Source organism: Kineococcus sp. NBC_00420 (assembly GCF_036021035.1).
In the GTDB taxonomy this organism is placed as follows: domain Bacteria; phylum Actinomycetota; class Actinomycetes; order Actinomycetales; family Kineococcaceae; genus Kineococcus.
This window is the reverse complement of sequence record NZ_CP107930.1, coordinates 1059864-1085814: the sequence shown is the minus strand read 5'-3', so window position 1 is coordinate 1085814 and position 25951 is coordinate 1059864. Positions and strand designations below refer to the sequence as shown.

Genomic DNA, 25951 nt, shown 5'->3' with positions numbered 1-25951 from the left:
GTTGCCGCCCTGTGACGTTGTCCTCACGCCCTCCGCCGTCGGCTGTGAGGAGACCGCACCACGGTCGCAACACGGGGGAAACGGTGGGGCAACCACGGTCGCCTTGACTCGACCCCGTGAGCGAGACCGTGCGCAGTGCCTGCTCGTACTGCGGCGTGGGCTGCGGGGTGCTGCTGCAGATCGAGACCGATCCGGTGAGCGGGCGTCGGCGGGTCGCCAAGGTCACCGGCGACCGCGAGCACCCCGCCAACGCGGGTCGGCTCTGCACGAAGGGCGCGACCAGCGCGGACGTCATGTCCGCGCCCGGACGGCTCGCGCAGGCCGCCGTCCGCGACGCCCGGGGCGAGGAGCCGCGTCCGGTCCCGCTGCGCGACGCCGTGGGGACCGTCGCGGAGCGTCTGCGGGCCGTCGTCGCGGAGCACGGCCCCGACGCCGTCGCCGTCTACGTGTCGGGGCAGATGTCGATCGAGGCGCAGTACCTGGCCAACAAGCTGACCAAGGGGTTCCTGGGCACCAACCAGATCGAGTCGAACTCCCGGCTCTGCATGGCCAGTGCGGGCACGGGCTACAAGCAGTCGCTCGGCTCCGACGGCCCGCCCGGTTCCTACGACGACCTCGACCACGCCGACGTGTTCCTCGTCATCGGCGCGAACATGGCCGACTGCCACCCGATCCTCTTCCTGCGGATGATGGACCGGGTCCGGGCCGGGGCCAAGCTCATCGTCGTCGACCCCCGGCGGACGGCCACGGCCGAGGCGGCCGACGTCTTCCTGCAGCTGCGTCCCGGGACGGACCTGGCTCTGCTCAACGGCCTGCTGCACCTGGTCGTGGAGGCGGGTGGACTCGACGAGGAGTTCATCGCGGCCTGCACCACCGGGTGGGAGGGCATGGCCGGGGTGATCGCCGACTACCCGCCTGCGCGGGTCTGCGAACTGACCGGACTGGCCGAGGCCGACCTCCGCGCCGCGGCGGAACTCCTCGCGGGAGCGGCGAACTGGACGAGCTGCTGGACGATGGGGTTGAACCAGAGCGTCCACGGCACCTGGAACACCAACGCCCTGGTGAACCTGCACCTCGCGACCGGGGCCATCTGCCGACCGGGCAGCGGGCCGTTCTCGCTCACCGGACAGCCCAACGCCATGGGGGGCCGCGAGATGGGGTACATGGGGCCGGGCCTGCCCGGTCAGCGCTCGGTGCTGGACCCCGCCGACCGCGACTTCACCGAGAGCGTCTGGGGGCTGGAACCCGGAACCCTGCGCACCGACGTCGGGACGGGGACGATCGACCTGTTCTCCCGGATGGCGGCGGGCGAGGTGAAGGCCTGCTGGATCATCTGCACCAACCCCGTGGCCTCCGTCGCCAACCGTTCGATCGTGGTGGAGGCGTTGCAGCGCTGCGACTTCGTCGTGGTCCAGGACACGTTCGCGCAGACCGAGACCACGTCCTACGCCGACGTCCTGCTGCCGGCCACGTTGTGGGCGGAGTCCGACCAGGTCGCGGTGAACTCCGAACGCACCATGACGTTGCTGCCGCAGGCCGCGGACCCGGTGGGCGACGCGACCCCGGACTGGCAGCTCATCGCCGACGTCGCGCGGGCCATGGGTTTCGGCGACCGGTTCGCCTACGGCTGCGCCGCCGACGTGTTCGAGGAACTGCGCCGGTTCACCAACCCTCGCACCGGCTACGACCTGCGCGGGGTCGACCACGAACGACTGCGTCGCGGACCGGTGCAGTGGCCGGCACCGGCCGGGGACGGCCTCGACCGCCACCCGGTGCGCTACCTCAACGACGGCGTGAGCCAGGACCTGCTCGTCCACGCCGACGGGACCGTCCCGCCGGTGGTGTTCCCGACCGCGACCGGTCGGGCGGTGTTCTGGCCCCGGCCCTTCGTCCCCGCGGCGGAACTGCCCGACGACGAGCACCCGTTCGTGCTGAACACCGGCCGGGTGCAGCACCAGTGGCACACCCTGACCAAGACGGGGAAGGTCGCGAAGCTCAACAAGCTGAACCCCGGGCCGTTCCTGGAGGTGAACCCCGAGGACGCGGCGCGGCTGGGGATCACCGAGGGCGACCGCGTCGAGGTGGTGTCGCGTCGGGGTCGCGCCGTCCTGCCGGCGGTGGTCACCGACCGGGTGCTGCCGGGCTGCTGCTTCGCACCGTTCCACTGGAACGACGAGTTCGGCGCGGACCTGGCGATCAACGCCGTGACCCACGACGCGGTCGACCCGGACAGCTTCCAGCCGGAGTTCAAGGTGTGCGCCGTGCGGTTGACCCGCGTCGAGGTGGGGACGGGGCCGCAGGTGCGACGCGGGGAGCCGCCGGTCTTCGACGAGCGTCAGAGCAGGTACCTCGACGGGTTCCTGCACGCCCTCGGCGAGGCACCCGGTTTCGTACCGGCCCTGCCGGCGTCGGCCCCCTTCGGGGAGGGCCACCGGGCCTGGGTGGACGGGTTCCTCGCCGGGACGTTCGCGGGCACCACCGCCCCGGCGGCGGCCACCTCGGCCCCCGAGCCCGAGGCCGCGCCCGACGTCCTCGTCCTGTGGGCCTCGCAGACCGGGGGAGCCGAGGAGCACGCCCGTTCCGCCGCGGCCGCCCTCGAGGCGGTCGGGGTCCGGGTCGGGGTGTTCGGGATGGACGAGGTGACCCCCGCCCGGCTGGGTTCCGCGGCGACCACGCTGGTGGTGTCCAGCACGTTCGGCGACGGCGGGCCCCCGGACAACGGGGAGTCGTTCTGGGAGGCGTTGTCCGGTCCCGCGGCGCCGAGCCTGGAGGGGCGCACGTTCGCCGTGCTCGCCCTCGGCGACTCCAGCTACGCCGACTTCTGCGGCCACGGCCGCCGCCTCGACGAACGGTTCGCCGAACTCGGCGCCCAGCGGTTGCTGGACCGGATCGACTGCGAGCCGGGGGAGGACGAGCGCGCCGCGGAGTGGGAAGCGCGCGTCCTGGGCCTGCTGGCGCAGCGGAGCCCCGCGGCCCTCGTCCCCGCACCGCGAGCGGCCCCCGTCCGCCCCACCCGCGGGAACCCCTACCGCAGCCGGCTCGTGCGCAACGTCCGCCTCAACGCCGCGGGGTCGACCAAGGAGGTCCGCCAGGTCGGGTTCGCCCGCGACGGGGGGCTGGAGTACCACGCGGGTGACTCCCTGGGGGTGTGGCCCGAGAACGACCCCGTCGTGCTCGCCGAGGTCGCCGACGCCACCGGTGTCGACCCCGCGGAACTGGCGGCCCTGGACGTGACCCGCCCCTCCCCGGGACTGCTCCGCTTCGTCGCCCAGCGCTCACGGCGGGAGGGTCTGTCCCGGATCCTCGCCGACGGCCCGTCGCGGACGGCGGAGTGGGCCCGCGGTCGTCAGCTGCTGGACGTGCTCCGGGAGTTCCCGGCCCACGCCGAACCCGCGGAGTGGCTCAACCTGCTCAAACCCCTGCAACCACGGCAGTACTCGATCTCCTCGGCCCCCGAGGCCCACCCCGACGAGGTCCAGCTGACCATGTCGACCGTCCGTTTCGGCGACCCGGTCCGCCACGGGGTCTGCTCCACGTTCCTCGCCGACCGGGCGGAGGGGAAGGACGTGGGCGTCTTCGTGCAGTCCGCTCCGGCGTTCCGCCCGCCCGGCGACCCGGGTGTGCCGATGGTGATGATCGGACCGGGGACGGGGGTCGCGCCGTTCCGCGCCTTCCTGCAGCACCGGCGCGCCCACGGCGCGACCGGCCCGAACTGGTTGTTCTTCGGCGAGCGGAGCTCGGCCACCGACTGGTACTACCGCGAGGAGTTCGAGGGCTGGCGCGAGGACGGGCTGCTCACCCGCCTCAGCCTGGCGTTCTCGCGCGACCAGCCGGAGAAGGTCTACGTGCAGGACCGGGTGCGGCGCCACGGCGCGGAGTTGTGGGCCTGGCTGGAGGAGGGCGCCCACCTCTACGTCTGCGGCGACGCCTCCCGGATGGCCAGGGACGTCGACGCCACGCTGCGCGACGTCGTCGCCGAGCACGGTGGCATGGGGGAGGAGGACGCCGCGCTGTACGTGAAGACGATGGCCGCGCAGCGGCGCTACGTCCGCGACGTCTACTGAAGGTCGTCTCGGCCACGGCTCCCGCAGCCCGGGTGGCAGGCTGTCCCCGTGCAGATCGAACTCCTCGGCCCGCTGCGGGTCCGGACCGACGACGGAGCCGAGATCGCCGTCCCCGGAACCCGGTTGCGGCGGCTGCTGGCCGAGCTCGCCCTGCGCGGCGGCCGTCCGGTGCCGACGGGGCTGCTGGAGGACGCGCTCTGGGGCGAGGACGGCGCGAGCGGACCGGGTGCGCTGCAGTCCCTGGTGTCCCGGTTGCGCCGCACGCTGGGGCCGGAGGTGGAGGTCGTCGCCGGCCCGGCCGGCTACGCGTTGAGCGGGGTCGAGGTCGACGTCCCCCTCGTCGAGGCCGGGTTCGCCGACGGTCGACGGTTGCTGCGCGAGGGGTCCTGGGCCGCCGCCGCCCAGGTGCTGGACGCGGCCCTGGCCCGCTGGCGCGGGGAACCCGTCGAGATCGCCGGTTCTCCCGACGCCGTCCGGTTGGAGGACGCCCGCCTCGACGCCCTCGCCGACCGCTGCGAGGCGCGGTGGCGGGCCGGGGACCTCGACGGCCTCCCGGCCGACCTCGAGGAACTCGTGGCCGCGCACCCGCTGCGGGAACGGTTCGCCGAACTGCGGGTGCGGGTCCTCGTGGCCGCCGGCCGCACCGGCGAGGCGCTCGCCGCCTACGAGCAGACCCGACGGGTGCTGGCGGAGGAACTCGGCGCCGATCCCTCACCCGCGTTGCGGGAGGCGCACCTGGCCGCGCTGGCCGAACCCGCCACCGGCCCGGCGCCGCAGCGGCCGGTGCGTTCGCTGACGTCGTTCGTGGGCCGCGACGGTGACCTGGAGCGCCTGACCGGCCTGCTCGCGACCACGCAGTGCGTGACCGTGGTGGGACCCGGGGGCGCGGGCAAGACCCGGTTGGCCACCGAGGTCGCCCGGCGCCTGGCGCGCACCTGGGCCGTCCACGAGGTCTCGCTCGCCCCCGTCGCCGAGGGCGAGGACGTCCAGGGGGCGGTCGTCAGCGTGGTCGGGGTCGGCGACGTCGCGCTGGAGACCCGGGCCATCCCGCGCGACGTGGCCGAACCGCTGCACCGCCTCCGCTCGGCCCTGAGCTCCGGGGCGACGGGTCGTCCGGTGCTCCTGGTGCTCGACAACTGCGAGCACGTCCTGGACGACACCGCCGTGCTGGTGGAGGACCTGCTGCGGCACTGCCCGGGCCTCAGCGTGCTGTGCACCAGCCGGGAGGCGCTCGGCGCGGAGGGGGAGACCCTGCACCCCCTCGGTCCGCTGCCGACGGACGCGGCGGTCCGGTTGTTCACCGACCGCGCCGTCGCCGTCGACCCCGGGTTCGTCGTCGACGCCGTCGACCGCGGGGTCGTCACCGACCTGGTCCGCCGTCTCGACGGGTTGCCGCTGGCGCTGGAACTGGCCGCCGCCCGCCTGCGCACCACGACGTTGGCCGACCTCGACGCCCGGCTCTCCGACCGGTTCCGCGTCCTCGCCGGCGGTCGGCGCACCGCCGTGGCCCGCCACCGCACCCTGCGCGCCGTCGTGGACTGGAGCTGGGACCTCCTCGAGGAGGACGAACGCGTCCTGCTGCAGCGGCTCTCGGTCTTCGCGGGGCCCGTCGCCGTGGACGCGGCCGCGGCGGTCGCCCGCGACCTCGGCGACGAGCACGCAGTCGCCGACCTGCTCGCCTCGCTCACGGAGAAGTCGCTGCTGCAGCTGCGTCCGGGCCCGACCGTCCGCTACGCCCTGCTGGAGACCATCCGCGAGTACGGCGCCGAACGCCTCGCCGCCTCGGGGGACCTCGAGGACGTCCTCGAGGCGCACACCGCCTGGGCGCTCGACCTCGTCGCGCGCGCGGGCCGCGGCCTGCGCAGCCGTGACCAGGTGGCGTGGTCGCAGCGGCTGGACGCGGAGGTCGACGACCTGCTCGCGGTGCTGCGCCAGCTCGTCGCCGCCGGACGCGGGGAGGACGCCGTCCGGCTCACCCTGCCGGTCGTCCTCTGGGCCGGAGCCCTCGGCCGGCAGAACCAGGCCCGCGAGTGGGTCCGCCTCGCCGCCTCCGTCCCCGCCCCGGCCGCGCCCGTCGAGGCGCTGGTCGTCGAGACGGCCGACCGGATGATGGGTGTCGTCGAGGCGGCCAGCAGCCCGGGTGAGGTCATGGCGGTGCTGGCCGTGCTGCGCGACAAGGTCGACGCCCTGCTCACCGTCGACGCGAACGTCTTCACCCGGCTGATCGCCCTCGTCGTGGACCGCTTCGGGGGCTGGGACGGCGACCCCTTCCGCGACCTGTCCGCCACCGCGGAGCAGGACGCGGCCCTCGCCTCCCTCACCGCGGAACTGTCCGCCGCCCGTGAACCCTGGCTGGTGGCGACGTGCGAGTTGCTGCGCGCCTCGGCCGCGGAGAACTTCGGCGACGCCACGACGATGCTCGAGGCGGCGACGCGGGCCGAGGCGGGGTTCCGCGCGGTCGGCGACCACTGGGGCTTGTCCGCGACGTTGCGGATGCTCGCCCAGGCGCAGGTGCACGGTGGTGACCTCGACGCCGCGGAGGCGCTCTACGTCGAGTCCCTCGACCTGGCCGCCGCGTTCGGCGGAGCCGACGACGAGGTCCTGGTGCGGACCCGGTTGGCGGAGGTCCACCAGCGTCAGGGGCGGTCCGCGGAGGCGGCCGCCGAACTCGCCCGCACCCGTGCCCTCACGGCCGGCAGTTCCGACCCGACCCGCACCTGGCTGGTCCTCTCCGAGGTCGCCACGGCGGTCCGGGAGGGACGGATCGAGGACGCCCGCCGGCTCGCGGTCGAGCACGAGGCCGTCCTCGCGCAGCGGCCGCTGGGTGGCGCCTTCGGCCACGAGCGGGCAGGGCTGTCCGCGGCGATCTCCCGCGTCCACACGGCCGCCGGGGAATTGGCGCAGGCCCGCGCACGATTGGTGGTGGCGCTCGAGGCGGCGCTGCAGACGCGGGACATGCCGATCATCGCCCTGGTGACCACGTCGGCCGCCCACTGGGCGCTCGCCGACGCGGACCCCCTCCGGGCGGCCCGGTGGCTCGGGGTCGCGGCGGCGCTGCGGGGGTTCGACGACGCCACCGACCCGTCGGTGCTCGAGGTCCTCGCCGGAGCGCGCGACGCCACCGACGAGGCGTCGGTGGCGTCGGCAGTGGCGGGTGGACGGGCGCTGGACCGTTCCGCGGCCCTGCGGGAACTCGCCGCGGGGTTCGGGGTGCTCGGGCAGTGACGCGCGGCGTTCCGGGGGTTCGTCAGGCCCGACGGTTGTAGGCCCGCAGGGCCAGCGGGACGAACACCGCGAGGAACACGGCGATCCAGCCGCCGGTCCAGGCGAGGTCACCGGCGACGGGGCCGCCGAGCATCAACCCGCGCACCACCCCCACGAGGTGGGTGATGGGGTTGACGTGCACGAAGTCCTGCAACCAGCCCGGCATGGTGGAGGTGTTCACGAACACGTTGCTGCCGAAGCTCAACGGCATGACGAGCAGGAACATCAGACCCTGCACGGCGCCCGGGGTCCGGACCACCAGGCCGACGAACACCGAGATCCAGCCGAACGACAGGGCGAACAGCATCGAGACGCCGAGGGCGGCGAGCGTGGGCACGAGACCGGTCTGGACCCGGAAACCCATGACGTAGCTCGCGCTCATGATGACCGCGAAGAGGATGAGGTAGCGCACCACGTCGGCCAGCACGGCCCCCACGAGCGGGGCCGAGCGCGAGATCGGCAACGACCGGAACCGGTCGAAGACCCCCTTCTGGATGTCGCTGTTCAGGTTCTGCCCCAACGAGACCCCGGCCAGCGAGATCGACTGGGCGAGCAGGCCCGGCAGCAGGTACTGCAGGTAGGAACCCCGGTCACCGCCGCCGAGGGCACCGCCGAAGATGTAGGTGAACATGAGCAGGAAGATGATCGGCTGGATCGTCACGTCGATCAGTGCCTCGGGGGTCCGGGCGGTCTTGATGAGGTTCCGGACGGCGAGCGCGCCGGCGTGGCGCAGACCGCGGAACGGGCTGGGGGAGACCGTCTGGACGGCGGTGCGGGTGGGGCGTTCGAGAACGGTGCTCATGCTGCCACCTCCTTGTTCCGGGTGTTCTGGGTGTTCTGGGTGAGGGTCGAGAAGACCTCGTCGAGGGTCGGCAGGTGCAGCGAGAGTTCGCTGACCGGGATGCCCCTCTCGGCGAGGCCGGTGACGGTGGCGGGGACGGCCCGTTCGTCGAGGACGGGTACGGAGAACCCACCACCCGGCAGCGACGTGGGTTCCTCGGACGAGAAACCCGAGAGCAGGTGGGCGACCGCCGGGCCGTCAGCGGGATCGGCCGGGGTGACGGTCAGGGTCCGGCTGCCGGCCTGCCGCTTCAAGCCGAGGGGGGTGTCGTGGGCGATGACGCGACCGTGGTCGATGACGGAGATCTCGTCGGCGAGCTGGTCGGCCTCCTCGAGGTACTGCGTGGTCAGCAGGACCGTCGAACCGTCCCGCACCAGGGTCCGGACGACGTCCCACATGGCGTCGCGCTTCGCCGGGTCGAGGCCGGTGGTGGGTTCGTCGAGGAACACCACGGCCGGCCGGCCGACGAGGGAGGCGGCGAGGTCGAGGCGGCGGCGCATCCCGCCGGAGTACGTGCCGGCGGGGCGTCCGGCCGCCTCGGTGAGGTCGAACCACTCGAGCAGTTCGTCGGCGCGAGCGCGGGCGTCGCGGCGGGAGAGGTCGAGGAGGGTTCCGATGAGCTTGAGGTTCTGCAGACCGGTCAGGTCCTCGTCGACCGAGGCGTACTGACCGGTGAGCCCGATGGTGCGCCGGACGGCGGCGGCGTCGCGGACGACGTCGAACCCGCCGATGCGGGCCACTCCGTCGTCGGGACGCAGCAGGGTGGCGAGGATGCGCACGGCCGTGGTCTTGCCGGCCCCGTTGGGGCCGAGGACGCCGAGCACCTTGCCCTCCGACACCCGCAGGCTGACCCCGTCGAGGGCCTGGGTGTCACCGAATCGTTTCCGCAGGCCGTCGGCCTCGATGGCGTAGTTCATGGTCGTACCGTCGCCCGCTCCGCTGGCGCGGCGCTGGCACGCGGCTGGCGTGACCTGGTGCGAGCTGGCGTGGACCGGTGGTGGCGGGTGTCCGCCGGGACCCGCTAACCTCGGGACGTTTGCCTGCGTGAGTCACCCGGGGTCCGCCCGGCCACCCGCAGGCGCCGGGGGAGATCCAGCACGGTGATGGACAAGCTCACGCTCATGCAGATCAGCCACATGTACGACGTCGACGTCGCCGCCCTGCACGCCATGGTCGGCCGTCGCGCCCTGCCCGAGCCCACCTGGTCCGACGGTCGTCTCGGCTGGAGCGCCGCGGACGTCCGCGCCTCGCTGCAGAAGCTGGGCCTGCAGCGCGCCTGACCCCACCTGCGACGCGGGTGCGCTGACGGGCGGTCAGGTGGAGTCGCGCGCCACGAAGCGGTGCGGCACGACGCGGACGGCTTCGCCCGGTCCGTTGCTCGACAGTTCCACGACGAGGTCCAGCGCGGCGTGCGCGACCTCGGCGAGGTCGATGACCAGCGTCGACAACCGGGGCGTGACGAACTCCCCGACGGCGAGCCCGTCGACCCCGACGACCCGCACGTCGCGGGGAACGTCGAGACCCGCGACGCGGAGTTCCTGCAGGACGCGGAACCCGTCGAGGTCGTTGAAGGCGACCACCGCGTCGGGTTCCCCGGCGGCCAGGTCGGTCCAGGGACTCAGGCGGTCGGCGACGACGGGTTCCACCCCGGCCGCGCGGAACGCGGCGACGAACGCGTCGCCGCGACGGGTGCGTCCGTGCGGGCCGAGACGGTCCAGCACCACGGGGCGCCGGGTCCCGCGGGCCAGCAGGTGCCCGACGGCCTCCGCCGAGGCCGTCGCGCGTTCGAACTCGACCCGCCCGTGGCGGGGGTGGAACCGCGGGGGGTCGATCTCCACCACGGGCAGGTTGGGTGCTCCCGTGACGGGGGTGTCGATGGCCAGACCGGTGAACCCGATGACGGCGTCCGCCCCGCCCGCGAGGTCGGCGATGCTGCCCTGCTCACCCATCACGACGTTCCAGCCCCGGTCGGCGGCGAGCCGCAGCACCGTGGAGGCGAGTTCGCCGTAGTAGGGGTTCGTGAGGTCGCCGACGAGGAGGCCCAGGGTGCGGGCCGCGGGTTTCACCAGACCCCGTCCGAACCGGGACGGGTGGTAGTTCAGTTCCCGGGCCGCGTCGAGCACCCGTTGCCGGGTGGCCGGGTTGATCCCCGGCATGTCGTGCAGCGCACGGGTGACCGTCTGCCGAGAGACCCCGGCGACGCGGGCCACGTCGACGATCGTCGTGGCCCGCGTCGTGTCCGGTGTTCTCACCCCTCCTGGAGGTCCAGCCAGGCCACCTGCTGCGCGTCGAGCTCGACCCCGAGGCCCGTCATCGAGGAACGGGCCTCGGCGATCGTGCGGGGACCGAACAGGGCGAACGTCGGGAACGACTGCGCCAGGACGAAGGCCAGCGCGATCGCCGTCGCGGGGACCCCGAGTTCGGCGCCGAGCTTCTCGGCCCGGGCCTTGCGCTCGAAGTTCGCGTCGCTGTAGTAGCAGCGCACGAGTTCCGCGTCGCTCCGGTCGTTCACGTCCGCGCGGGCGAAGAACCCGCGGGCCTGCGACGACCACGGCAGCAGGGCGATGTTCCGCTCGGTCAGCCACTTCTTCGACTCGGGGTCGGTGACGTGCAGGCACCCGGCCCACGGCACGTCGTAGGCCTCGGCGAGGCCGAAGTGGTTGGACAGCACCGTGAACGGCTGCTTGCCGTTCGCCGCGGCGTAGGCGTTCGCCTCGTCGACGCGGGCGGGCGACCAGTTCGAACCGCCGTAGGCGCTGATGCGACCGGCCTTGGCGTGCTCGTCGAGGACGTCGACGAACTCACCGACGGGGATGTCGAGGTTGTCCCGGTGCATCATGTAGACGTCGGCGTGGTCGTGGCCCTGCCGCTCGAAGGACTCGAACAACTGCCGGGTCAGCGACTCCGGGTCGTTGTGCGGGGTGTGGCAGCCCTTGACGATGACGTTGACCTCGGACCGGATGCCGCGGTTGGTCAGCCACGTGCCGAACAGCTTCTCGTACTTGCCCATCCCGTAGAGCCACGCGGTGTCGAAGGTGTTCCCGCCGGCCTCCACGAACGCGTCGAAGATGGCCGACGCGTGGGCGAGGTCCGGCTGGTTGTCGCACCCCATGACGAGGCGGGAGACGGGGCGTTCCAGTCCCTCGACCTTCCCGTACTTCATGGCCGTGGGTTCGCGGCGCTGCAGCGGGAGACCCGAGACGGTGGGGATGTTCGCGGTGTCGGTCTCGAAGGGGTAGCGCAGCCCGATCGCGTCCCGCCAGCGGTTCAGCACGGCCGAGACCGCGAGGGTGTCGTCGAGGGTGAACGCGGGGGTCTCGTCGGAGACGAGGGCCTGCGCCTCGCGGGCGTAGGCCTTGTTCTCGGGCAGTTCCGGGTCGAACTCGAAGGTCTCGGTCTCCTGGCCCGGCCGGGTCAGGACGACGCGGGTCTCGCCGCGGATCGTCCACGGGTCGGGGAGGTGGATCGTCCCGCCGGAGCCGTACACCGTGATCGTCTCGGGGTCGGAGAGCGCGACGCCCGTGCGCACGGACGCGGTGACACCACCCGCGAAGGTGATCGAGGCGACGGCCCACTCGTCGACGCCGGTCTCGCCCACGGTGCCCTGGGCGGAGAACCCGGTGACGGCCGCCGGCCGGCCGAGCGCTGCGCCCGCGACGAGGTGCGCGGCCGAGACGGGGTAGCCGCCGACGTCGAGGATCCCGCCGCCGGCGAGGTCGGCGTCGTAGAGGCGCCCGGTCTTCCCGCCGGTCGCGAAGGCGAAGCTCGCGTCGACGTGCTGGACGGTGCCGATCGCCCCGGACCGCACGAGGTCGAGGAGCTTCGCCGTCTGCGGGTGGTGGGCGTACATGTACGCCTCGAGGAAGTGCACGCCGCTGGCGCGGGCGGTGTCGACGATCGCCATGACCTGGCCGTTGTTGGGGGCGAGGGGCTTCTCGCAGAGCACGTGCTTGCCGGCGCGGACCGCGGCCAGGGCGAGCTGCGCGTGGGTGACGTGCACGGTGCTGACGTAGACGGCGTCGACGTCCTCGCGGGCCAGCACGGCGTCGTAGTCGCCGACGAAGGCGTCCGGGTTGAACTCCGCCGCGAAGGCCCGGGCGCGCTCGGCGCCGGCCGCGGTGGGGGAGGCACCGACGGCGACGAGTTCGTGGCCCGCCGCGGGGAGCTGGCCGGCGAAGCGCCGGGCGATGTTGCCCGGGCCGACGACGGCCCAGCGGGTGGGGGAGGTGGACGACACGGGAGGCGCTCCTTCGAGCCGGGGGGTGACGGTCGCATCGGGAACGGTCATCTCGTGAACGTTCACGACGTCGCCCACGGTAGCCATCCCGGTGGGGGCGGGTCAACGGGGGACCGTGAGCCGCGTGCCTAGACTCACCCCGTGACCGTCGACATCAAACCCCGCAGTCGCACCGTGACCGACGGCCTGGAGGCGACCGCTTCGCGCGGGATGCTGCGCGCCGTCGGGATGGGTGACGACGACTGGGTCAAACCCCAGATCGGGGTGGCCTCGAGCTGGAACGAGATCACCCCCTGCAACCTCCCCCTGGACCGCCTGGCCAAGGCCGTCAAGGACGGCGTGCACGCCGCCCAGGGCTACCCGTTGGAGTTCGGGACGATCTCCGTCTCCGACGGCATCTCGATGGGGCACGAGGGGATGCACTACTCCCTCGTCTCGCGCGAGGTCATCGCCGACTCCGTCGAGACCGTGATGAGCGCCGAGCGCCTCGACGGCTCCGTCCTGCTCGCCGGCTGCGACAAGTCGCTGCCCGGCATGCTGATGGCCGCCGCCCGCCTCGACCTCGCGAGCGTCTTCCTCTACGCCGGGACGATCCTGCCCGGCCGGGCGAAGCTCTCCGACGGCAGCGAGCACGAGGTCACCCTCATCGACGCCTTCGAGGCCGTCGGGGCGTGCGCCCGCGGGCTGATGTCGCGCGAGGACGTCGACACCATCGAACGCGCGATCTGCCCGGGTGAGGGTGCCTGCGGCGGGATGTACACCGCCAACACCATGGCCGCCGCGGCCGAGGCGCTCGGGATGTCGCTGCCCGGCAGCGCCGCCCCGCCCGCCACCGACCGTCGCCGCGACGGGTTCGCCCGCAAGTCCGGCGAGGCCGTCGTGAACCTGCTCTCGAAGGGGATCACCGCGCGCCAGATCCTCACCAAGGAGGCGTTCGAGAACGCCATCGCCGTCGTCATGGCCCTGGGCGGTTCCACCAACGCCGTCCTGCACCTGCTCGCGATCGCCTACGAGGCCGAGGTCGAGCTGACCCTGGACGACTTCGACCGGGTCGCGGCGAAGGTCCCGCACCTCGCCGACCTCAAGCCCTTCGGCCGCCACGTCATGGTCGACGTCGACCGCATCGGCGGCATCCCCGTCGTCATGCGTGCCCTGCTCGACGCCGGTCTGCTGCACGGTGAGTGCCTCACGGTCACGGGCAAGACGATGGCCGAGAACCTCGCCGACATCGCCCCGCCCGACGTCGACGGCGTCGTGCTCCGCGCCCTCGACAACCCGATCCACAAGACCGGCGGCATCACCATCCTCAAGGGGAACCTCGCCCCCCTCGGTGCCGTCGTGAAGAGCGCCGGGTTCGACTCCGACGTCTTCGAGGGCACCGCCCGCGTCTTCGAACGCGAACGCGCGGCGCTGGACGCGCTCGAGGACGGCACGATCTCGGCCGGCGACGTCGTGGTCATCCGCTACGAAGGCCCCAAGGGTGGCCCCGGGATGCGCGAGATGCTCGCCATCACCGGCGCGATCAAGGGCGCCGGCCTCGGCAAGGACGTCCTGCTGATGACCGACGGCCGCTTCTCCGGCGGGACCACCGGCCTCTGCGTCGGCCACGTGGCCCCCGAGGCCGTCGACGCCGGCCCCATCGCCTTCGTGCGCGACGGCGACCGGATCCGCCTCGACGTCGCGGGCAAGACCCTCGAGGTCCTGGTCTCCGACGAGGAGCTCGAGTCCCGTCGCGAGGGCTGGGAGCCGCTGCCCCCCGTCTTCAAGCGCGGGGTGCTGGCGAAGTACGCCAAGCAGGTCCAGTCCGCCTCCCTCGGCGCCGTCTGCCTCTGACCTCGGGGCGCGGCCGGGTGGGATCGTTGCCTCCGCCGTGACGTCCTGCGGGATCGTTGCCTCCACGAAGACGTCTAGTGACACCGTGGAGGCAACGATCCCCCCGCCGCGACCGCACGAGCCGGTAGACCGTCCAACTCGTGGACCACGTGTCCACGATGTGAGACGCGGTGACCCCGTGGCTGACATCTCCCCACGCAGGGGCTACCTTCGGCACATGCGGTTCCTCGTAGCCATCGGACAGCGCGCCGGCTGACCAGTTCGGCCGAGCGCGCGACCCCTCACACGCCTTCCCTGGCTGAGGGGTCTTTTTGCGTCCGGCGGACCGATCTGCCGGGCGTCCGGGACTGAACGACGACCGTGAACGGCACCGCCCGAGGAGGACACCAGAGATGCCAGAGCAGCTGCCACTGGACCCGAAGCTCCCCGTCGCCAAGCTCACCGGCGCGCAGAGCCTCATCCGTTCGCTCGAGGCGGTAGGGGTCGAGGTCGTCTTCGGTCTGCCCGGGGGCGCGATCCTGCCCGCCTACGACCCGCTGATGGACTCCCCGCACGTCCGGCACATCCTGGTCCGCCACGAGCAGGGCGCCGGCCACGCGGCCGAGGGGTACGCGGTCGCCACCGGCAAGGTCGGCGTCTGCATGGCGACCTCCGGTCCCGGGGCGACCAACCTCGTCACCCCGATCGCCGACGCGAACATGGATTCCGTCCCGATGGTCGCGATCACCGGGCAGGTCGCCGCCAAGGCCATCGGCACCGACGCGTTCCAGGAAGCCGACATCGCGGGCATCACCATCCCGATCACCAAGCACAACTACCTGGTGACCGATCCGGCCGACATCCCCCGCGTCATCGCCGAGGCCTTCCACCTCGCCGCCACCGGCCGCCCCGGCCCCGTCCTCGTCGACGTCGCCAAGTCCGCGCTGACCGCGACGACGTCCTTCGCCTGGCCCGAGACGATCGACCTGCCCGGCTACCGCCCGGTGACGCGGCCGCACGGCAAGCAGATCCGTGAGGCCGCCCGGCTCATCGCCGCGGCCGAGCGCCCCGTCCTCTACGTCGGCGGTGGCGTCATCAAGGCCGACGCCTCCGCGGAGCTCGCCGCGCTGGCCGACCTCACCGGCATCCCGGCGGTCACGACGCTGATGGCGCGCGGTGCACTGCCGGACTCGCACCCGAACAACCTGGGCATGCCCGGGATGCACGGGACGGTCGCGGCCGTGACGGCGCTGCAGAAGTCCGACCTGCTCATCACCCTCGGCGCGCGCTTCGACGACCGCGTCACCGGCGACCTGCCGAGCTTCGCCCCGCACGCCAAGGTCATCCACGCCGACATCGACCCGGCCGAGATCGGCAAGAACCGCGCCGTCGACGTCCCGATCGTGGGCGACGCCCGGCTCGTCATCGCCGAGCTCACCACGGCCGTGGCCGCCGAGTTCGAGAACGGGCGCGCCGACCTCACGGCCTGGACCGAACTCACCCAGTCCTGGAAGGCGACGTACCCGCTGGGCTACACCGAGTCCGACGACGGCACCCTCGCCCCCCAGCACGTCATCGCCCGGATCGGGGCCATCGCCGGTCCCGAGGCGATCTACGTCTCCGGGGTCGGGCAGCACCAGATGTGGTCGGCGCAGTTCGTCCAGTACGAGAACCCGCGCACGTGGCTGAACTCCGGCGGGCTGGGCACCATGGGCTACGCGGTCCCCGCGGCCATGGGCGCCAAGGTCGGCAAACCGGACACCGTGGTGTGGGCGATCGACGGCGACGGCTGCTTCCAGATGACCAACCAGGAACTGGCGACGTGCACCCTCAACGGCATCCCCGTGAAGGTCGCCATCATCAACAACTCCAGCCTGGGCATGGTCCGGCAGTGGCAGACGCTCTTCTACTCCGAGCGCTACTCCAACACCGACCTGAACTCCGGTGACCACCACGGCACCCACGCCGCGCCGGTCCCCGACTTCGTCAAGCTCGCCGAGGCCTACGGGTGCGTCGGGTTGCGCTGCGACAAGGCCGAGGACGTCGACGCGACCATCGAGAAGGCCATGGCGATCAACGACGTGCCCGTCGTCATCGACTTCCGCGTGCACCGCGACGCCATGGTCTGGCCGATGGTCGAGGCCGGCGTGAGCAACGACGCGATCCAGTACGCCCGCGGGGTGTCGCCCAAGTGGGACCGCGAGGAAGAGGGCGACAACGAGTCCGGCCCCGAGAAGGTGATCTCCTGATGTCCCAGCACACCCTGTCCGTCCTGGTCGAGAACCGACCCGGTGTCCTGATGCGCGTCACGTCGCTGTTCGCGCGCAGGAACTTCAACATCCACTCCCTCACGGTCGGACCGACCGAGCGCAGCGACATCTCCCGGATGACCATCGTCGTCGACGTGGAGTCGCAGCCGTTGGAGCAGGTGACGAAGCAGCTCAACAAGCTGATCAACGTCCTGAAGATCGTGGAGCTCGAGGACGGCGGTTCCGTCCAGCGCGAACTGCTGCTCGTGAAGGTCCGCGCCGACGCCTCCGCGCGCGGGGAGGTGCTCGACACCGTGGCGCTGTTCCGCGCGCACGTCGTCGACGTCGCCCCCGACGCCGTGACCGTCGAGGCCACCGGGAGCCCGGACAAGCTGGCCGCGCTGCTGCGCGTGCTGGAACCCTTCGGCATCCGCGAGCTGGTCCAGTCCGGGTCGGTCGCCCTCGCCCGCGGTGGGCGCGCGATCTCCGACCGGGCGCTCCGCTCCGCCTGAACCCGAACACCCCCTGTACGACGAAGAAGATCCAGAGGAGAGAACCCCACGTGGCCGAGATGTTCTACGACGACGACGCCGACCTGTCCAAGATCACCGGGAAGAAGGTGGCGGTCCTGGGCTTCGGCAGCCAGGGCCATGCGCACGCGCTGTCGCTGCGCGACTCCGGCGTCGACGTCGTCGTCGGCCTCAAGGAGGGCTCGAAGAGCCGCGCCAAGGCGGAGGAGCAGGGCATGACCGTCCTGACCCCGTTCGAGGCCGCCAAGGCCGCCGACGTGATCATGGTCCTGGTGCCGGACCACCTGCAGCGCGGTCTCTACGCCGAGGCGATCGAGCCGAACCTCACCGCCGGCAAGGCGCTGTTCTTCAGCCACGGCTTCAACATCCGCTTCGGCTACATCAAGCCCCCGGCCGACGTCGACGTCGTCATGGTCGCCCCCAAGGGCCCGGGTCACCTCGTCCGTCGCGAGTACGTCGACGGCCGCGGCGTCCCCGTGATCGTCGCCGTCGAGCAGGACGCGACGGGTTCCGCGTGGGACCTCGGTCTCGCCTACGCCAAGGCGATCGGCGGCCTGCGCGCCGGCGGCATCAAGACCACGTTCACCGAGGAGACCGAGACCGACCTGTTCGGTGAGCAGGCCGTCCTCTGCGGTGGCATGTCCGCCCTCGTCCAGACCGGTTTCGAGGTCCTCACCGAGGCCGGCTACCAGCCCGAGGTCGCCTACTTCGAGTGCCTGCACGAGCTGAAGCTGATCGTCGACCTCATGTACGAGGGCGGCATCGCCAAGCAGCGCTGGTCCATCTCGGACACCGCCGAGTGGGGCGACTACGTCTCCGGCCCGCGTGTCATCGACGCCTCGGTCAAGGGCCGCATGCAGGACGTCCTCAAGGACATCCAGGACGGCACCTTCGCCCAGCGCTTCATCGACGACCAGGACGCCGGCGCGCCGGAGTTCAAGAAGCTGCGTGCCGCCGCCGAGCAGCACCCCATCGAGGCCACCGGCCGTGAGCTGCGCAAGCTCATGTCCTGGGTGAAGTCGGACGACTCCGACTACGTCGAGGGTTCTGCCGCCCGCTGACGCACCCCGTCGTCACGAGGGCCCCGCACCACGGTGGTGCGGGGCCCTCGTGCGTCCGGGGTGTCCCTGGTCAGCGTCCGGGACGCACGAAGCAGCGGATCTCCTGCAGGCGCGCGGCGATGGCCGCCTGTCCCGTGGCGCCGGGGTGGAAGCTGAGCACCGGGTCGCGCGGCACGATCGTGTTGATCCACGACGCCGCGGGGTCGGCCTCGCAGGAGGAGTGCCCGGTGAAGGGGCGCACCAGGTCCACGTACAGGCCCCCGACGGCGGCTGTCGCGGCGCTCGCCGCCGCGTTGAGCTGCAGGGTCGCGGTGTTGATCGCGGTCCGGGCCGCGGGCTGGATGACGTCGCAGCGCGGGGACGCTGCGCCGGTGGGGAAGAGCAGCGGGTAGCCCGTGACGACCAGGACGGCGTGCGGCGCCTTCGCGAGCACCGCGCGGTAGGTCTGCTCCAGCGGGGTGGTGCCCCCGGCGGGTGCCGTGGTCAGCGCCCGCAGGGCGGCCGCCGAACCCGCCAGCGCGGCCTGGCAGGAGGGTGCGCCGGGGACGGTCGCCACGGTGTTGCACGCCGTGGCCACGCTGCCGAACCCGGCGTCGTTGCCGCCGATGCTCAGGGTGACGGTCTTCGTGCGCGGCCCGAGGGCGTCGAGCTGCGAGCGTTCCCCCTTGAACCCCCGCACCAGGCTGACGGTGGTGGCGCCGCTGCACGACGCGTTGACGTAGGCCTTGGCGTCGCCGCGCAGCAGACCCGTCCCGAAGACGGTGTGACCGCTCAGCGCGGAGCGGTGGCAGCCGTCGGCGCCGCTGTCGCCGTAGACGTCGCTGACCCACGGCGTCGCCCCGGCCGCGGGCGCGCCCTCACCCGAGGCGTAGGAGTCGCCGAGGGTGGCCACCTTCGCCCCCGCCGGGTTCAGCCTGGGCGGTGGTGGTCCCTGGGCCGCCGCGCTCCCGGCGCTGCCCACCACCAGCGCAGCCCCCACCACCGCCGCCGCGAGCGCGCTGGGAAACCTGGGAGAGATCCTGGACCTGGGCACGTGCGCCTCCGGCGGGCTCGTCGTCGAGTGGGTGGAGCAGGACGAGTCTGGCAGTCGGGCGCTCACCGCGCAGGCACATCGCGTCACGTCCCCGGGAGGCTCGGAGGTGCCCCGCCGGGAGGTGGGTGCCAGGGTGGGCCCATGAGCAACCTCAGCGACGACGACATCACGACGACGACCTCCGCCTCGACCCCCGGGGGCGACGCGGACTCCGGCGACAGCGACGCCACCCAGGTGGACCCCTCGGGTTCCGACCCGGCCGGGGTGGACCCCGACGGTGGCGAGGGCGGGGACTCCGACTCGGGCGACTCCGACTCCACCCAGGTCGACCCGAGCGGCAGCGACCCGGCGGGCAGTGACCCCGCGGGATCCTGACGTGACGAGCGCCGGTCCGGCGTTGCGGCGGTGCTTCGGGGAGGCTGCCGACCGCCTCGCCGAGGAGCACTGGAACGCCGCTCCGCTGCTCGTCCGGGCCGCCGACCGCGCCGCCGAGGGCGGTCGCGGCTCCGTCCACGACCTGCTCGCGCCCGCGGACGTGGACGAACTCCTCGGCCCGCGGGCGCTGCGGACCCCGTTCTTCTCCCTGGTGAAGAACGGAACGCCCCTGCCCCGCGCGAGCTACACCCGTCGCGCGGTGGCGGGCAACCAGCAGCTGTCCGACCTGCCGGACTCCGAGCGCATCGCCGCCGCCCACGCGGACGGGGCGACCATCGTCCTCCAGGCCCTGCACCGCACCTGGCCTGCGCTGCAGTCGTTCTGCTCCCAGCTCGCGGAGGACCTGGGGCACCAGTGCCAGGTCAACGTGTACGTGACCCCGCCGGGGGCGCAGGGTTTCAACCCTCACCACGACACCCACGACGTCGTGGTGCTCCAGGTGGACGGGCGCAAGCACTGGACGATCCACCCACCCGCGGTGGAACTCCCGCTGAAGTCCCAGCCTTCCACCCGACTCGGCCCGGACCCCGTCGGCGGGCGGCCCGCCGTCATCGACACCGTCCTGGAACCGGGCGACGCCCTGTACCTGCCCCGCGGCTGGCTGCACTCGGCGCGCACGACCGAGGACCGGTCCATCCACCTGACGATCGGGGTGCTCGCCACGACGTGGGCCGACGTCCTCACCGACGCGGTGACCTCCGCCGGCACCGGGGACGTGGCGTTGCGTCGTGCGCTGCCGCTGCCCGGAGTGCCGACCCCGGAGGACGTCGAGGAGTTCCGTGCCGCCGCGCAACGCTGGCTCGACACCCTCGACGAGGACGCGGTCGAACGCCTCGTCGCCCGGCGGCGGGCCGGTGCGGTGCCACCGGAACCGGTCGGGGTCCTCACCCAGGACGAGGCCGCCCGCACCCTGACCCCGGACCGCGCGGTGCGGGTCCGGCGCGGGGTGCGTCCCCGGGTGAGCGGCCCGGGCGAGACCGTGGACCTCGTCCTCCCGGACCGGCGGATCACCTTCCCCGGCTGGCTCCGTCCCGCCCTGGACCACGTCCTGACGGCGGGCCGCACGTCCGCGGGCGACCTCGCCGCGGTCGGCCTCGATGCCGACGACGCCCTGGTCGTCGTGCGTCGTCTGCTGCGCGAGAACGTCCTGCTCCCCGTAGGGGGTCCGGCCTGAGCACGGAGGCCATCGCCCGCCGGTTCTCGTGCGCCGCGGCGGCCGAGGAACGGGGCGACGCCCTGCTCGGCACCGCCACCGCGGTCCGCGGATACCTCCTGGTCGAGGAACCCGGGGCCTGGGGCGCCGGGGCCGTACCCGCGTCCCGGCTCGGGCCGGTGGTGACCGACGCCCTCCGCGGGACCGCGCAGGAACGCGGTCTGAAGCTCCTGCTGATCCGGCGCCCCTCCGCGCGCGACCTCGACCCGGACGGTCCCCGTCGGCTCTTCCTCGTCGACGTCCGCCGCGGACGGGCCCGCACCCTGACCCGGACGACCCCCCGGGTAGAGGTCGCCGAGGCCGCCGCCGCGACCGAGGGCTGGGAGCTTCACGACGAGCCGCTGCTCTTGGTCTGCACCCACGGGCGCAAGGACTGGTGCTGCGCGCTGCGGGGGCGCCCGGTCGTCGCGGCGCTCGCCGACCTCGACCCCGCTCCGGTGTGGGAGTGCTCCCACCTCGGCGGGGACCGCTTCGCCGCGACCGCCCTGTCGTTGCCGACGGGGGTCACGCACGGGCGGTTGTCCCCGGCGGACGCACCGGACCTGGTGGCGGCGCTGCGCACCGGTCGCGTCCTGCCGCACCGGTTGCGCGGTCGTTCCTGCGACCCCGGGGTGATCCAGGCCGCGGAGGCCCACGCCCGGCTGGAACTCGGGATCGACGTGCTCGAGGCGCTGCGCCCGCGGGCGGTCGTCGACGAGGAGGAGGGCCGCTGGCGCGTCGACCTCGAGCACGAGGGGCGTCCGCTGCGGGTGCACCTGCGGGTGGGATCAGCTGCGGCGCACCGGTTGACGTGCTCCGCCCCCGACGACCGGCACGCCCGGACGTGGGAGCTGGAGCACATCGACCGGTGAGCCCGGTCTCAGGCCGTGAGCTTCTTCGCGGTGGCGACGACGCGGGTCACGAGGTGGTCCAGCGCCGTGAACGTCACGTCGTCCAGCGGCCGGTCGCCCTGACCGGCGACGTGGCCGACGCCGTAGGGGTTCCCGTCCACGAACTTCGAGGGGTCGGTGTACCCGGGCGGCACGATGATCCCGCCGAAGTGGTAGATCGTGTTGTAGAGCGCGAGGAGCGTGGACTCCTGACCGCCGTGCAGGGTCGAGGTCGAGGTGAACCCGGCGTAGACCTTGTCGGCGAGCTGACCCGCACCCCACTGGGCGCCGAGGGAGTCGATGAACACCTTGAGCTGCCCGGCGATGTTGCCGTAGCGGGTCGGGGAGCCGAAGAGGACCGCGTCGGCCCAGACGATGTCGTCCGCGGTGACCCCGGCGGCGCCCTTGGCCTCCTCGGCCTCGGCAGCCTGCTCGTCGGTGGCTGCCTTCTCCCCACCGGTGGGGGTGCGTTCCACCTGCCGGAGCCGCACCTCGGCGCCGAGGGACTCGCCGGTCGCGGCGAGGCGTTCGGCCATGCCGCGCACCGTGCCGGTCGCGGAGTAGTAGACGATCGCGAGCTTGACGTCGCTCACCGGTAACCTCCAGGTAGTTGAAAGTACAACTTGCACCTCCCAACCTAGACCTGCCGCCGACGGAACGCACCACGGGCCGTGGCGCCTTGACGCCACGTGGGCGGGCTGGTGGTCTTCACCGCGTGTCCAGTGACTCCCGAGAGACCCGCTGGACCCTGGACCCGGACCCGTCCCAGGACGACCTGCACCGTCTCGTCGCCGAGCTGCGGCCGCCGGCGAGGGCGTACCTGCCGCGATCCGTCCTGCTGGCCCTGAACCTTCCCCTCGTCGATCTGTTCCCGTTCGTCCCCCCGCAGTTCGTCACCGCACGCCTGGGGCGTCTGCCGGTGCTGTTCCGCGACCTGCTGCCGGCCGGTGCGACGTGGATCCACGCCCTCGACGAGCCGGGTGGGCGGTGGCGCGTCCAGATCCTCGGGCTCGCCGACGGCATGGTCCCCGCACGGACGTCGCTCGCCGGGTTCGTCCCCGCCGGTGGGGTCGTGGTGACCCTGCGCCAGGGCCACGACGTCGAGCCCTGGGAACCCGGCCTCGTCACCGACCCGGCCGACGGCGACCGGGTCACCCTCCTGGTCCGCGGCCTGCCGACGTTCGTCGCTCTGCCCGACGCCCGGACGACGCTCCTGGGGTGCCGGGCGGCCTTCCACGGAACGCCGGTGACCGTGACGGTGGAGAGCACGGCCTGGCCGGAGGTCCTCCTCCTGCAACTGCTGCACGCCACCGACCTACAGTGACCGGGTGAGCGGGAAGACGTTGCCGACGAAGGACTGCGTCGTCTGCGGTCGCACCATCACCTGGCGCAAGAAGTGGGAACGGGACTGGGACGAGGTCCGCTACTGCTCCGACGGCTGCCGGCGTCGGGCGAAGTCCTCCGCGTCCGCGGTCGACGCCGAGCTCGAGACCACCATGCGTGCGCTCCTCGCCGCCCGTGGACGGTCGAAGACGATCTGCCCCAGCGAGGTCGCCCGCGCCGTCGGCGGTGAGGGCTGGCAGGAGCTGATGGAACCCGCGCGCGCCGCCGCGCGCCGGCTCGTCGTCGCCGGGGAGGCGGAGATCACCCAGGGCGGGAAGGTCGTCGACCCCTCGACGGCGAAGGGGCCCATCAGGGTGCGCAAGACCTGAGCACGGGAACGGCGTAGGTTCGCCGCCATGCACATCGGACTCCACGTCTCCGACTTCACCAACCCCGGCGGCCCGGCCACCCTGCGCGAGGACCTCATCCGCATCGTCGGTGAGGCCGAGGAATCGGGCTACCGCAGCGTCAGCGTCATGGACCACCTCTGGCAGATCCCGCCCATCGGCGACGCCGAACGGGCCATGCTCGAGGCCTACACGACCCTGGGGTTCCTGGCTGCCCGCACCGAACGGGTGGAACTCCTCGCCTGGGTGACCGCCGTGACCTACCGGGAACCGGGCCTCCTCGCGAAACTCGTCGCGACCCTCGACGTCCTCTCCGGTGGCCGCGCGTGGCTCGGAATCGGTGCCGCCTGGTTCGAGGGGGAGGCGACCGGGCTCGGGCTGCCGTTCCCGCCCACCGCGGAACGCTTCGAGCGGCTCGAGGAGACCCTGCGGATCTGCCTGCAGGTGTGGTCGGACTCCGAGGAACCGTTCGAGGGGAAGCACTACACGCTGGGTCGCACGCTCGGCAACCCCCGGCCGGTGAAGCGTCCGCACCCGCCGATCCTCATCGGCGGCGGTGGGGAGAAGAAGACGTTGCGCCTCGTGGCGCAGTACGGGGACGCGTGCAACCTCTTCGGCGGCGACGACGTGGCGCACAAGCTGGACGTCCTGAAACGGCACTGCGACGACCTCGGCCGCGACTACGACACGATCGAGAAGACCGTCATGGCCCCGTTCACCCCGAACGACCTGGACGGGTTCTTCGAGAGCGCACAGAGGTACGCCGCGCTGGGCGTGACCCACCTGCACGGTGGGATGTACGGAACCTACGAACCGGGCATCGTGAAGTCGTTCGGCGACGCCGTCGTCCCGCGTCTCGCGGAACTCTGAGCACGGAGACCGGTTGCTCCCCAACGGGTCCGAGGTGACGTGATGCAGCCGGCGGAGACGGCCGACGCCGTGCGTGCGGCGTCGGCGGTCGCCGGGTCCGAGGGCCTGGAGGTCGGCGACGTCGTCGTCCTCCAGAACTCGAACAAGCTCACGCTGCGGTTGCTGCCCGCCGACGTCCTGGCCCGGGTCGCCCCGGAGTCCGACGGGATCCTGGCCTTCGAGGTCGACCTCGCCCGGCGACTGGCGGCCGTCGGGAGCCCCGCGGTGGCGCTCGACCCCCGGGTGCGACCGCGCGTCCACGCCCGGAACGGGTTCGGCGTCACCCTCTGGGAGTTCCACCCCGTCCGGGAACACCCTCTCTCGGCCGGGGAGTACGCCCGGGCGCTGCGGCGACTGCACGAGGACCTGCGAGGGCTCGCCCTGCCGTACACCGCCGTGCCGCACGTCACCGAACGGGTCGACCGGGCGTCTCGACTGCTCGCCGACCGGGACCGCACACCGGAGGTCCCCGAGGTCGACCGCACGTTCCTGGCGGCCATCCTCACCCGGTTGCGCGACGTCGCCGGCCGCGGCCCCGAGCAGGTGATCCACGGGGAGCCGCACGAGGGGAACGTGCTGGCCACGGAGTCGGGACCACGGTTCGTCGACCTGGAGACGTGCTGTCGCGGACCGGTCGAGTTCGACCTCGCCCACGCGCCCGACGACGTCGCCGACCACTACCCGGGCCTCGACCCCGAGCTGCTCCGGGACTGCCGGGCGCTGGTGCTCGCCATCGTCACGACGTGGCGCTGGGACCGCGACGACGAGCTGCCGAACGGGCGGGAACTCGGCCGGGAGTGGATCGCGCAGCTGCGGGCGCTCACCGGGTGAACCGCCACACCACCAGCGCGGGCTGCCCGAGGTAGGCGGCGTCGCTCGCCTCGGGGACGAGCGCCTCCAGCGACCACGGCCACTCGTTCCAGGTCCCCGGACCGTCCTGGCCGGGTCGACCGGCCGTGGACCCGGACGGTACGGGTTCGACGCAGTCGAGCACCCGCAACCCGGCGGAGAGCGCGGCGCGCAGCTGGGTGCCGACGGGGTGCACGAAACCCTCGATGCGCCGCGCCTCCCCCCGGGGGCCGGGGGAGGACGGGATCGAGCCCCGGCGGATCCGGTCGGGGTGGACGTCGGAGACGACGAGGGTCCCCCCGGGGCGCAGGACGCGGGCGAACTCCGCGAAGACCGGGGAGAGGTCGGGGACGTGGGAGAGGGCCAGGGCGCAGACCACCACGTCGGACGAGGCGTCGCCCACCGGGACCGCATGCAGGTCGCCCGGGAGGAACTCGACTCCTGCGACCCCGGCCAGCGCCAGCATCTCCGGGGAACCGTCCACGCCGGTGACCCGGTGTCCGCGGGTCGCCAGCTCGGCGCACCAGCGGCCCGTCCCGCAGGCCAGGTCGAGGGCGTCTCCCGGAGCGAGGTCGTCGAGCCAGGGTAGGATCACATCGGCGTCGCCGAAGGCGGTGTTGGGGACGTCGTAGCGCCGCGACCACTCGGCGTACCCCTCACCCGGGGGGACCCGGGCCACGTCGAGACCGTCGCGCAACCGGGGGTCGTCGAGCAGCCGGCGCACCTCGGCGAGGCGGCGTTCGACGAACTCCCGGCCGTGCCGGCCGTGGCCCGTGGTGGCCCGCTGCAGGGCGAGCCCCTCGATCCCGAGCAGGACGGCGAGCGGGTGTTCGTGGACGGCGTCGGCCATGGCGG

General features: G+C 72.9%; 22 protein-coding genes. 15 read left to right on the top strand and 7 right to left on the bottom strand.

Annotated elements, in window-relative coordinates:
- Window positions 1–116: 116 nt before the first annotated feature.
- Complete coding sequence (locus OG218_RS05325) at window positions 117–4064, top strand: bifunctional nitrate reductase/sulfite reductase flavoprotein subunit alpha (protein WP_328292160.1); 3948 nt, start codon at window positions 117–119, stop codon at window positions 4062–4064.
- Between the two features lie 48 nt (window positions 4065–4112).
- Window positions 4113–7289, top strand: a complete 3177-nt coding sequence (locus tag OG218_RS05320; RefSeq protein ID WP_328292159.1) for a BTAD domain-containing putative transcriptional regulator — start codon at window positions 4113–4115, stop codon at window positions 7287–7289.
- Window positions 7290–7311: 22 nt separating this feature from the next.
- Here OG218_RS05320 and OG218_RS05315 read toward each other — a convergent pair whose 3' ends face one another.
- The gene (locus tag OG218_RS05315) at window positions 7312–8130 is read right to left on the bottom strand and encodes an ABC transporter permease (protein WP_328292158.1); all 819 of its coding nucleotides are present in this window, start codon (window positions 8128–8130) and stop codon (window positions 7312–7314) included.
- Complete coding sequence (locus OG218_RS05310) at window positions 8127–9086, bottom strand: ATP-binding cassette domain-containing protein (protein ID WP_328292157.1); 960 nt, start codon at window positions 9084–9086, stop codon at window positions 8127–8129. Before OG218_RS05310 ends, OG218_RS05315 begins: the two co-directional genes overlap by 4 nt.
- Window positions 9087–9272: 186 nt before the next feature.
- On the opposite strand from OG218_RS05310, the gene OG218_RS05305 reads away from it, so the two are divergent.
- Window positions 9273–9449 (top strand): hypothetical protein, encoded by a 177-nt coding sequence (locus OG218_RS05305; RefSeq protein WP_328292156.1) that lies wholly within the window; start codon window positions 9273–9275, stop codon window positions 9447–9449.
- 33 nt (window positions 9450–9482) lie between these two features.
- On the opposite strand, the gene OG218_RS05300 is transcribed toward OG218_RS05305, so the two are convergent.
- On the bottom strand, window positions 9483–10421 hold the full coding sequence (locus OG218_RS05300) for a LacI family DNA-binding transcriptional regulator (RefSeq protein ID WP_328292155.1): 939 nt from the start codon (window positions 10419–10421) through the stop codon (window positions 9483–9485).
- Entirely contained in the window at window positions 10418–12457 is a 2040-nt protein-coding gene (locus OG218_RS05295; protein ID WP_442906367.1) for an aldo/keto reductase, read from the bottom strand. The genes OG218_RS05300 and OG218_RS05295 overlap by 4 nt, the downstream gene beginning before the upstream one ends.
- A gap of 90 nt (window positions 12458–12547) precedes the next feature.
- On the opposite strand from OG218_RS05295, the gene ilvD reads away from it, so the two are divergent.
- The 4 genes from ilvD to ilvC all read left to right on the top strand — a co-directional run bounded on the left by ilvD (window position 12548) and on the right by ilvC (window position 18058).
- Window positions 12548–14239: a dihydroxy-acid dehydratase gene (ilvD, locus tag OG218_RS05290; protein WP_328292153.1), complete on the top strand. Its 1692-nt coding sequence runs from the start codon at window positions 12548–12550 to the stop codon at window positions 14237–14239.
- Window positions 14240–14631: 392 nt separating this feature from the next.
- On the top strand, window positions 14632–16467 hold the full coding sequence (locus OG218_RS05285) for an acetolactate synthase large subunit (RefSeq protein WP_328292152.1): 1836 nt from the start codon (window positions 14632–14634) through the stop codon (window positions 16465–16467).
- Window positions 16467–16979 (top strand): acetolactate synthase small subunit, encoded by a 513-nt coding sequence (gene ilvN, locus OG218_RS05280; RefSeq protein ID WP_328292151.1) that lies wholly within the window; start codon window positions 16467–16469, stop codon window positions 16977–16979. Before OG218_RS05285 ends, ilvN begins: the two co-directional genes overlap by 1 nt.
- Before the next feature lie 50 nt (window positions 16980–17029).
- Window positions 17030–18058, top strand: a complete 1029-nt coding sequence (ilvC, locus tag OG218_RS05275; protein WP_380161502.1) for a ketol-acid reductoisomerase — start codon at window positions 17030–17032, stop codon at window positions 18056–18058.
- Between the two features lie 70 nt (window positions 18059–18128).
- On the opposite strand, the gene OG218_RS05270 is transcribed toward ilvC, so the two are convergent.
- Complete coding sequence (locus tag OG218_RS05270) at window positions 18129–18950, bottom strand: SGNH/GDSL hydrolase family protein (RefSeq protein ID WP_328292150.1); 822 nt, start codon at window positions 18948–18950, stop codon at window positions 18129–18131.
- Here OG218_RS05270 and OG218_RS05265 point away from each other — a divergent pair.
- The 4 genes from OG218_RS05265 (at window position 18943) to OG218_RS05250 (ending at window position 21590) form a co-directional block, all read left to right on the top strand.
- Window positions 18943–19236, top strand: a complete 294-nt coding sequence (locus OG218_RS05265; protein WP_328292149.1) for a hypothetical protein — start codon at window positions 18943–18945, stop codon at window positions 19234–19236. The two genes, OG218_RS05270 and OG218_RS05265, sit on opposite strands and share 8 nt — an antisense overlap.
- Window positions 19233–19466 carry a hypothetical protein gene (locus OG218_RS05260; RefSeq protein ID WP_328292148.1) on the top strand — a complete coding sequence of 78 codons (234 nt, stop codon included), beginning with the start codon at window positions 19233–19235 and terminating at the stop codon, window positions 19464–19466. Before OG218_RS05265 ends, OG218_RS05260 begins: the two co-directional genes overlap by 4 nt.
- A gap of 1 nt (window position 19467) precedes the next feature.
- Window positions 19468–20700 (top strand): cupin domain-containing protein, encoded by a 1233-nt coding sequence (locus OG218_RS05255; RefSeq protein ID WP_328292147.1) that lies wholly within the window; start codon window positions 19468–19470, stop codon window positions 20698–20700.
- A gap of 161 nt (window positions 20701–20861) precedes the next feature.
- On the top strand, window positions 20862–21590 hold the full coding sequence (locus OG218_RS05250) for a sucrase ferredoxin (protein ID WP_328292146.1): 729 nt from the start codon (window positions 20862–20864) through the stop codon (window positions 21588–21590).
- 8 nt (window positions 21591–21598) lie between these two features.
- Here the strand turns inward: OG218_RS05250 and OG218_RS05245 are convergent, their stop codons facing one another.
- Complete coding sequence (locus OG218_RS05245; RefSeq protein ID WP_328292145.1) at window positions 21599–22201, bottom strand: flavodoxin family protein; 603 nt, start codon at window positions 22199–22201, stop codon at window positions 21599–21601.
- Window positions 22202–22323: 122 nt separating this feature from the next.
- Here OG218_RS05245 and OG218_RS05240 point away from each other — a divergent pair, with 122 nt between their 5' ends.
- Genes OG218_RS05240 through OG218_RS05225 form a run of 4 tightly spaced genes read left to right on the top strand, consistent with a single transcriptional unit; the run spans window position 22324 to window position 25078 of the window.
- Window positions 22324–22932, top strand: a complete 609-nt coding sequence (locus OG218_RS05240; RefSeq protein WP_328292144.1) for a hypothetical protein — start codon at window positions 22324–22326, stop codon at window positions 22930–22932.
- Window positions 22933–22936: 4 nt separating this feature from the next.
- Complete coding sequence (locus OG218_RS05235) at window positions 22937–23320, top strand: DUF2256 and DUF3253 domain-containing protein (protein ID WP_328292143.1); 384 nt, start codon at window positions 22937–22939, stop codon at window positions 23318–23320.
- A 27-nt stretch (window positions 23321–23347) separates the two neighbouring features.
- Window positions 23348–24208, top strand: a complete 861-nt coding sequence (locus OG218_RS05230; protein WP_328292142.1) for an LLM class F420-dependent oxidoreductase — start codon at window positions 23348–23350, stop codon at window positions 24206–24208.
- A gap of 42 nt (window positions 24209–24250) precedes the next feature.
- Entirely contained in the window at window positions 24251–25078 is an 828-nt protein-coding gene (locus tag OG218_RS05225) for a phosphotransferase enzyme family protein (RefSeq protein WP_328292141.1), read from the top strand.
- On the opposite strand, the gene OG218_RS05220 is transcribed toward OG218_RS05225, so the two are convergent.
- Window positions 25068–25946 (bottom strand): class I SAM-dependent methyltransferase, encoded by an 879-nt coding sequence (locus tag OG218_RS05220; protein ID WP_328292140.1) that lies wholly within the window; start codon window positions 25944–25946, stop codon window positions 25068–25070. The two genes, OG218_RS05225 and OG218_RS05220, sit on opposite strands and share 11 nt — an antisense overlap.
- Window positions 25947–25951 lie beyond the last annotated feature (5 nt).

What these genes read in the sequence shown, in the direction of transcription:
- OG218_RS05315 (WP_328292158.1), bottom strand. Translation starts at nt 8,130, where the DNA reads ATGAGCACCGTTCTCGAACGCCCCACCCGCACCGCCGTCCAGACGGTC.
- OG218_RS05310 (WP_328292157.1), bottom strand. Translation starts at nt 9,086, where the DNA reads ATGAACTACGCCATCGAGGCCGACGGCCTGCGGAAACGATTCGGTGAC.
- OG218_RS05305 (WP_328292156.1), top strand. Translation starts at nt 9,273, where the DNA reads ATGGACAAGCTCACGCTCATGCAGATCAGCCACATGTACGACGTCGAC.
- OG218_RS05295 (WP_442906367.1), bottom strand. Translation starts at nt 12,457, where the DNA reads ATGACCGTTCCCGATGCGACCGTCACCCCCCGGCTCGAAGGAGCGCCT.
- OG218_RS05285 (WP_328292152.1), top strand. Translation starts at nt 14,632, where the DNA reads ATGCCAGAGCAGCTGCCACTGGACCCGAAGCTCCCCGTCGCCAAGCTC.
- ilvN (WP_328292151.1), top strand. Translation starts at nt 16,467, where the DNA reads ATGTCCCAGCACACCCTGTCCGTCCTGGTCGAGAACCGACCCGGTGTC.
- OG218_RS05260 (WP_328292148.1), top strand. Translation starts at nt 19,233, where the DNA reads ATGAGCAACCTCAGCGACGACGACATCACGACGACGACCTCCGCCTCG.
- OG218_RS05230 (WP_328292142.1), top strand. Translation starts at nt 23,348, where the DNA reads ATGCACATCGGACTCCACGTCTCCGACTTCACCAACCCCGGCGGCCCG.
- OG218_RS05225 (WP_328292141.1), top strand. Translation starts at nt 24,251, where the DNA reads ATGCAGCCGGCGGAGACGGCCGACGCCGTGCGTGCGGCGTCGGCGGTC.
- OG218_RS05220 (WP_328292140.1), bottom strand. Translation starts at nt 25,946, where the DNA reads ATGGCCGACGCCGTCCACGAACACCCGCTCGCCGTCCTGCTCGGGATC.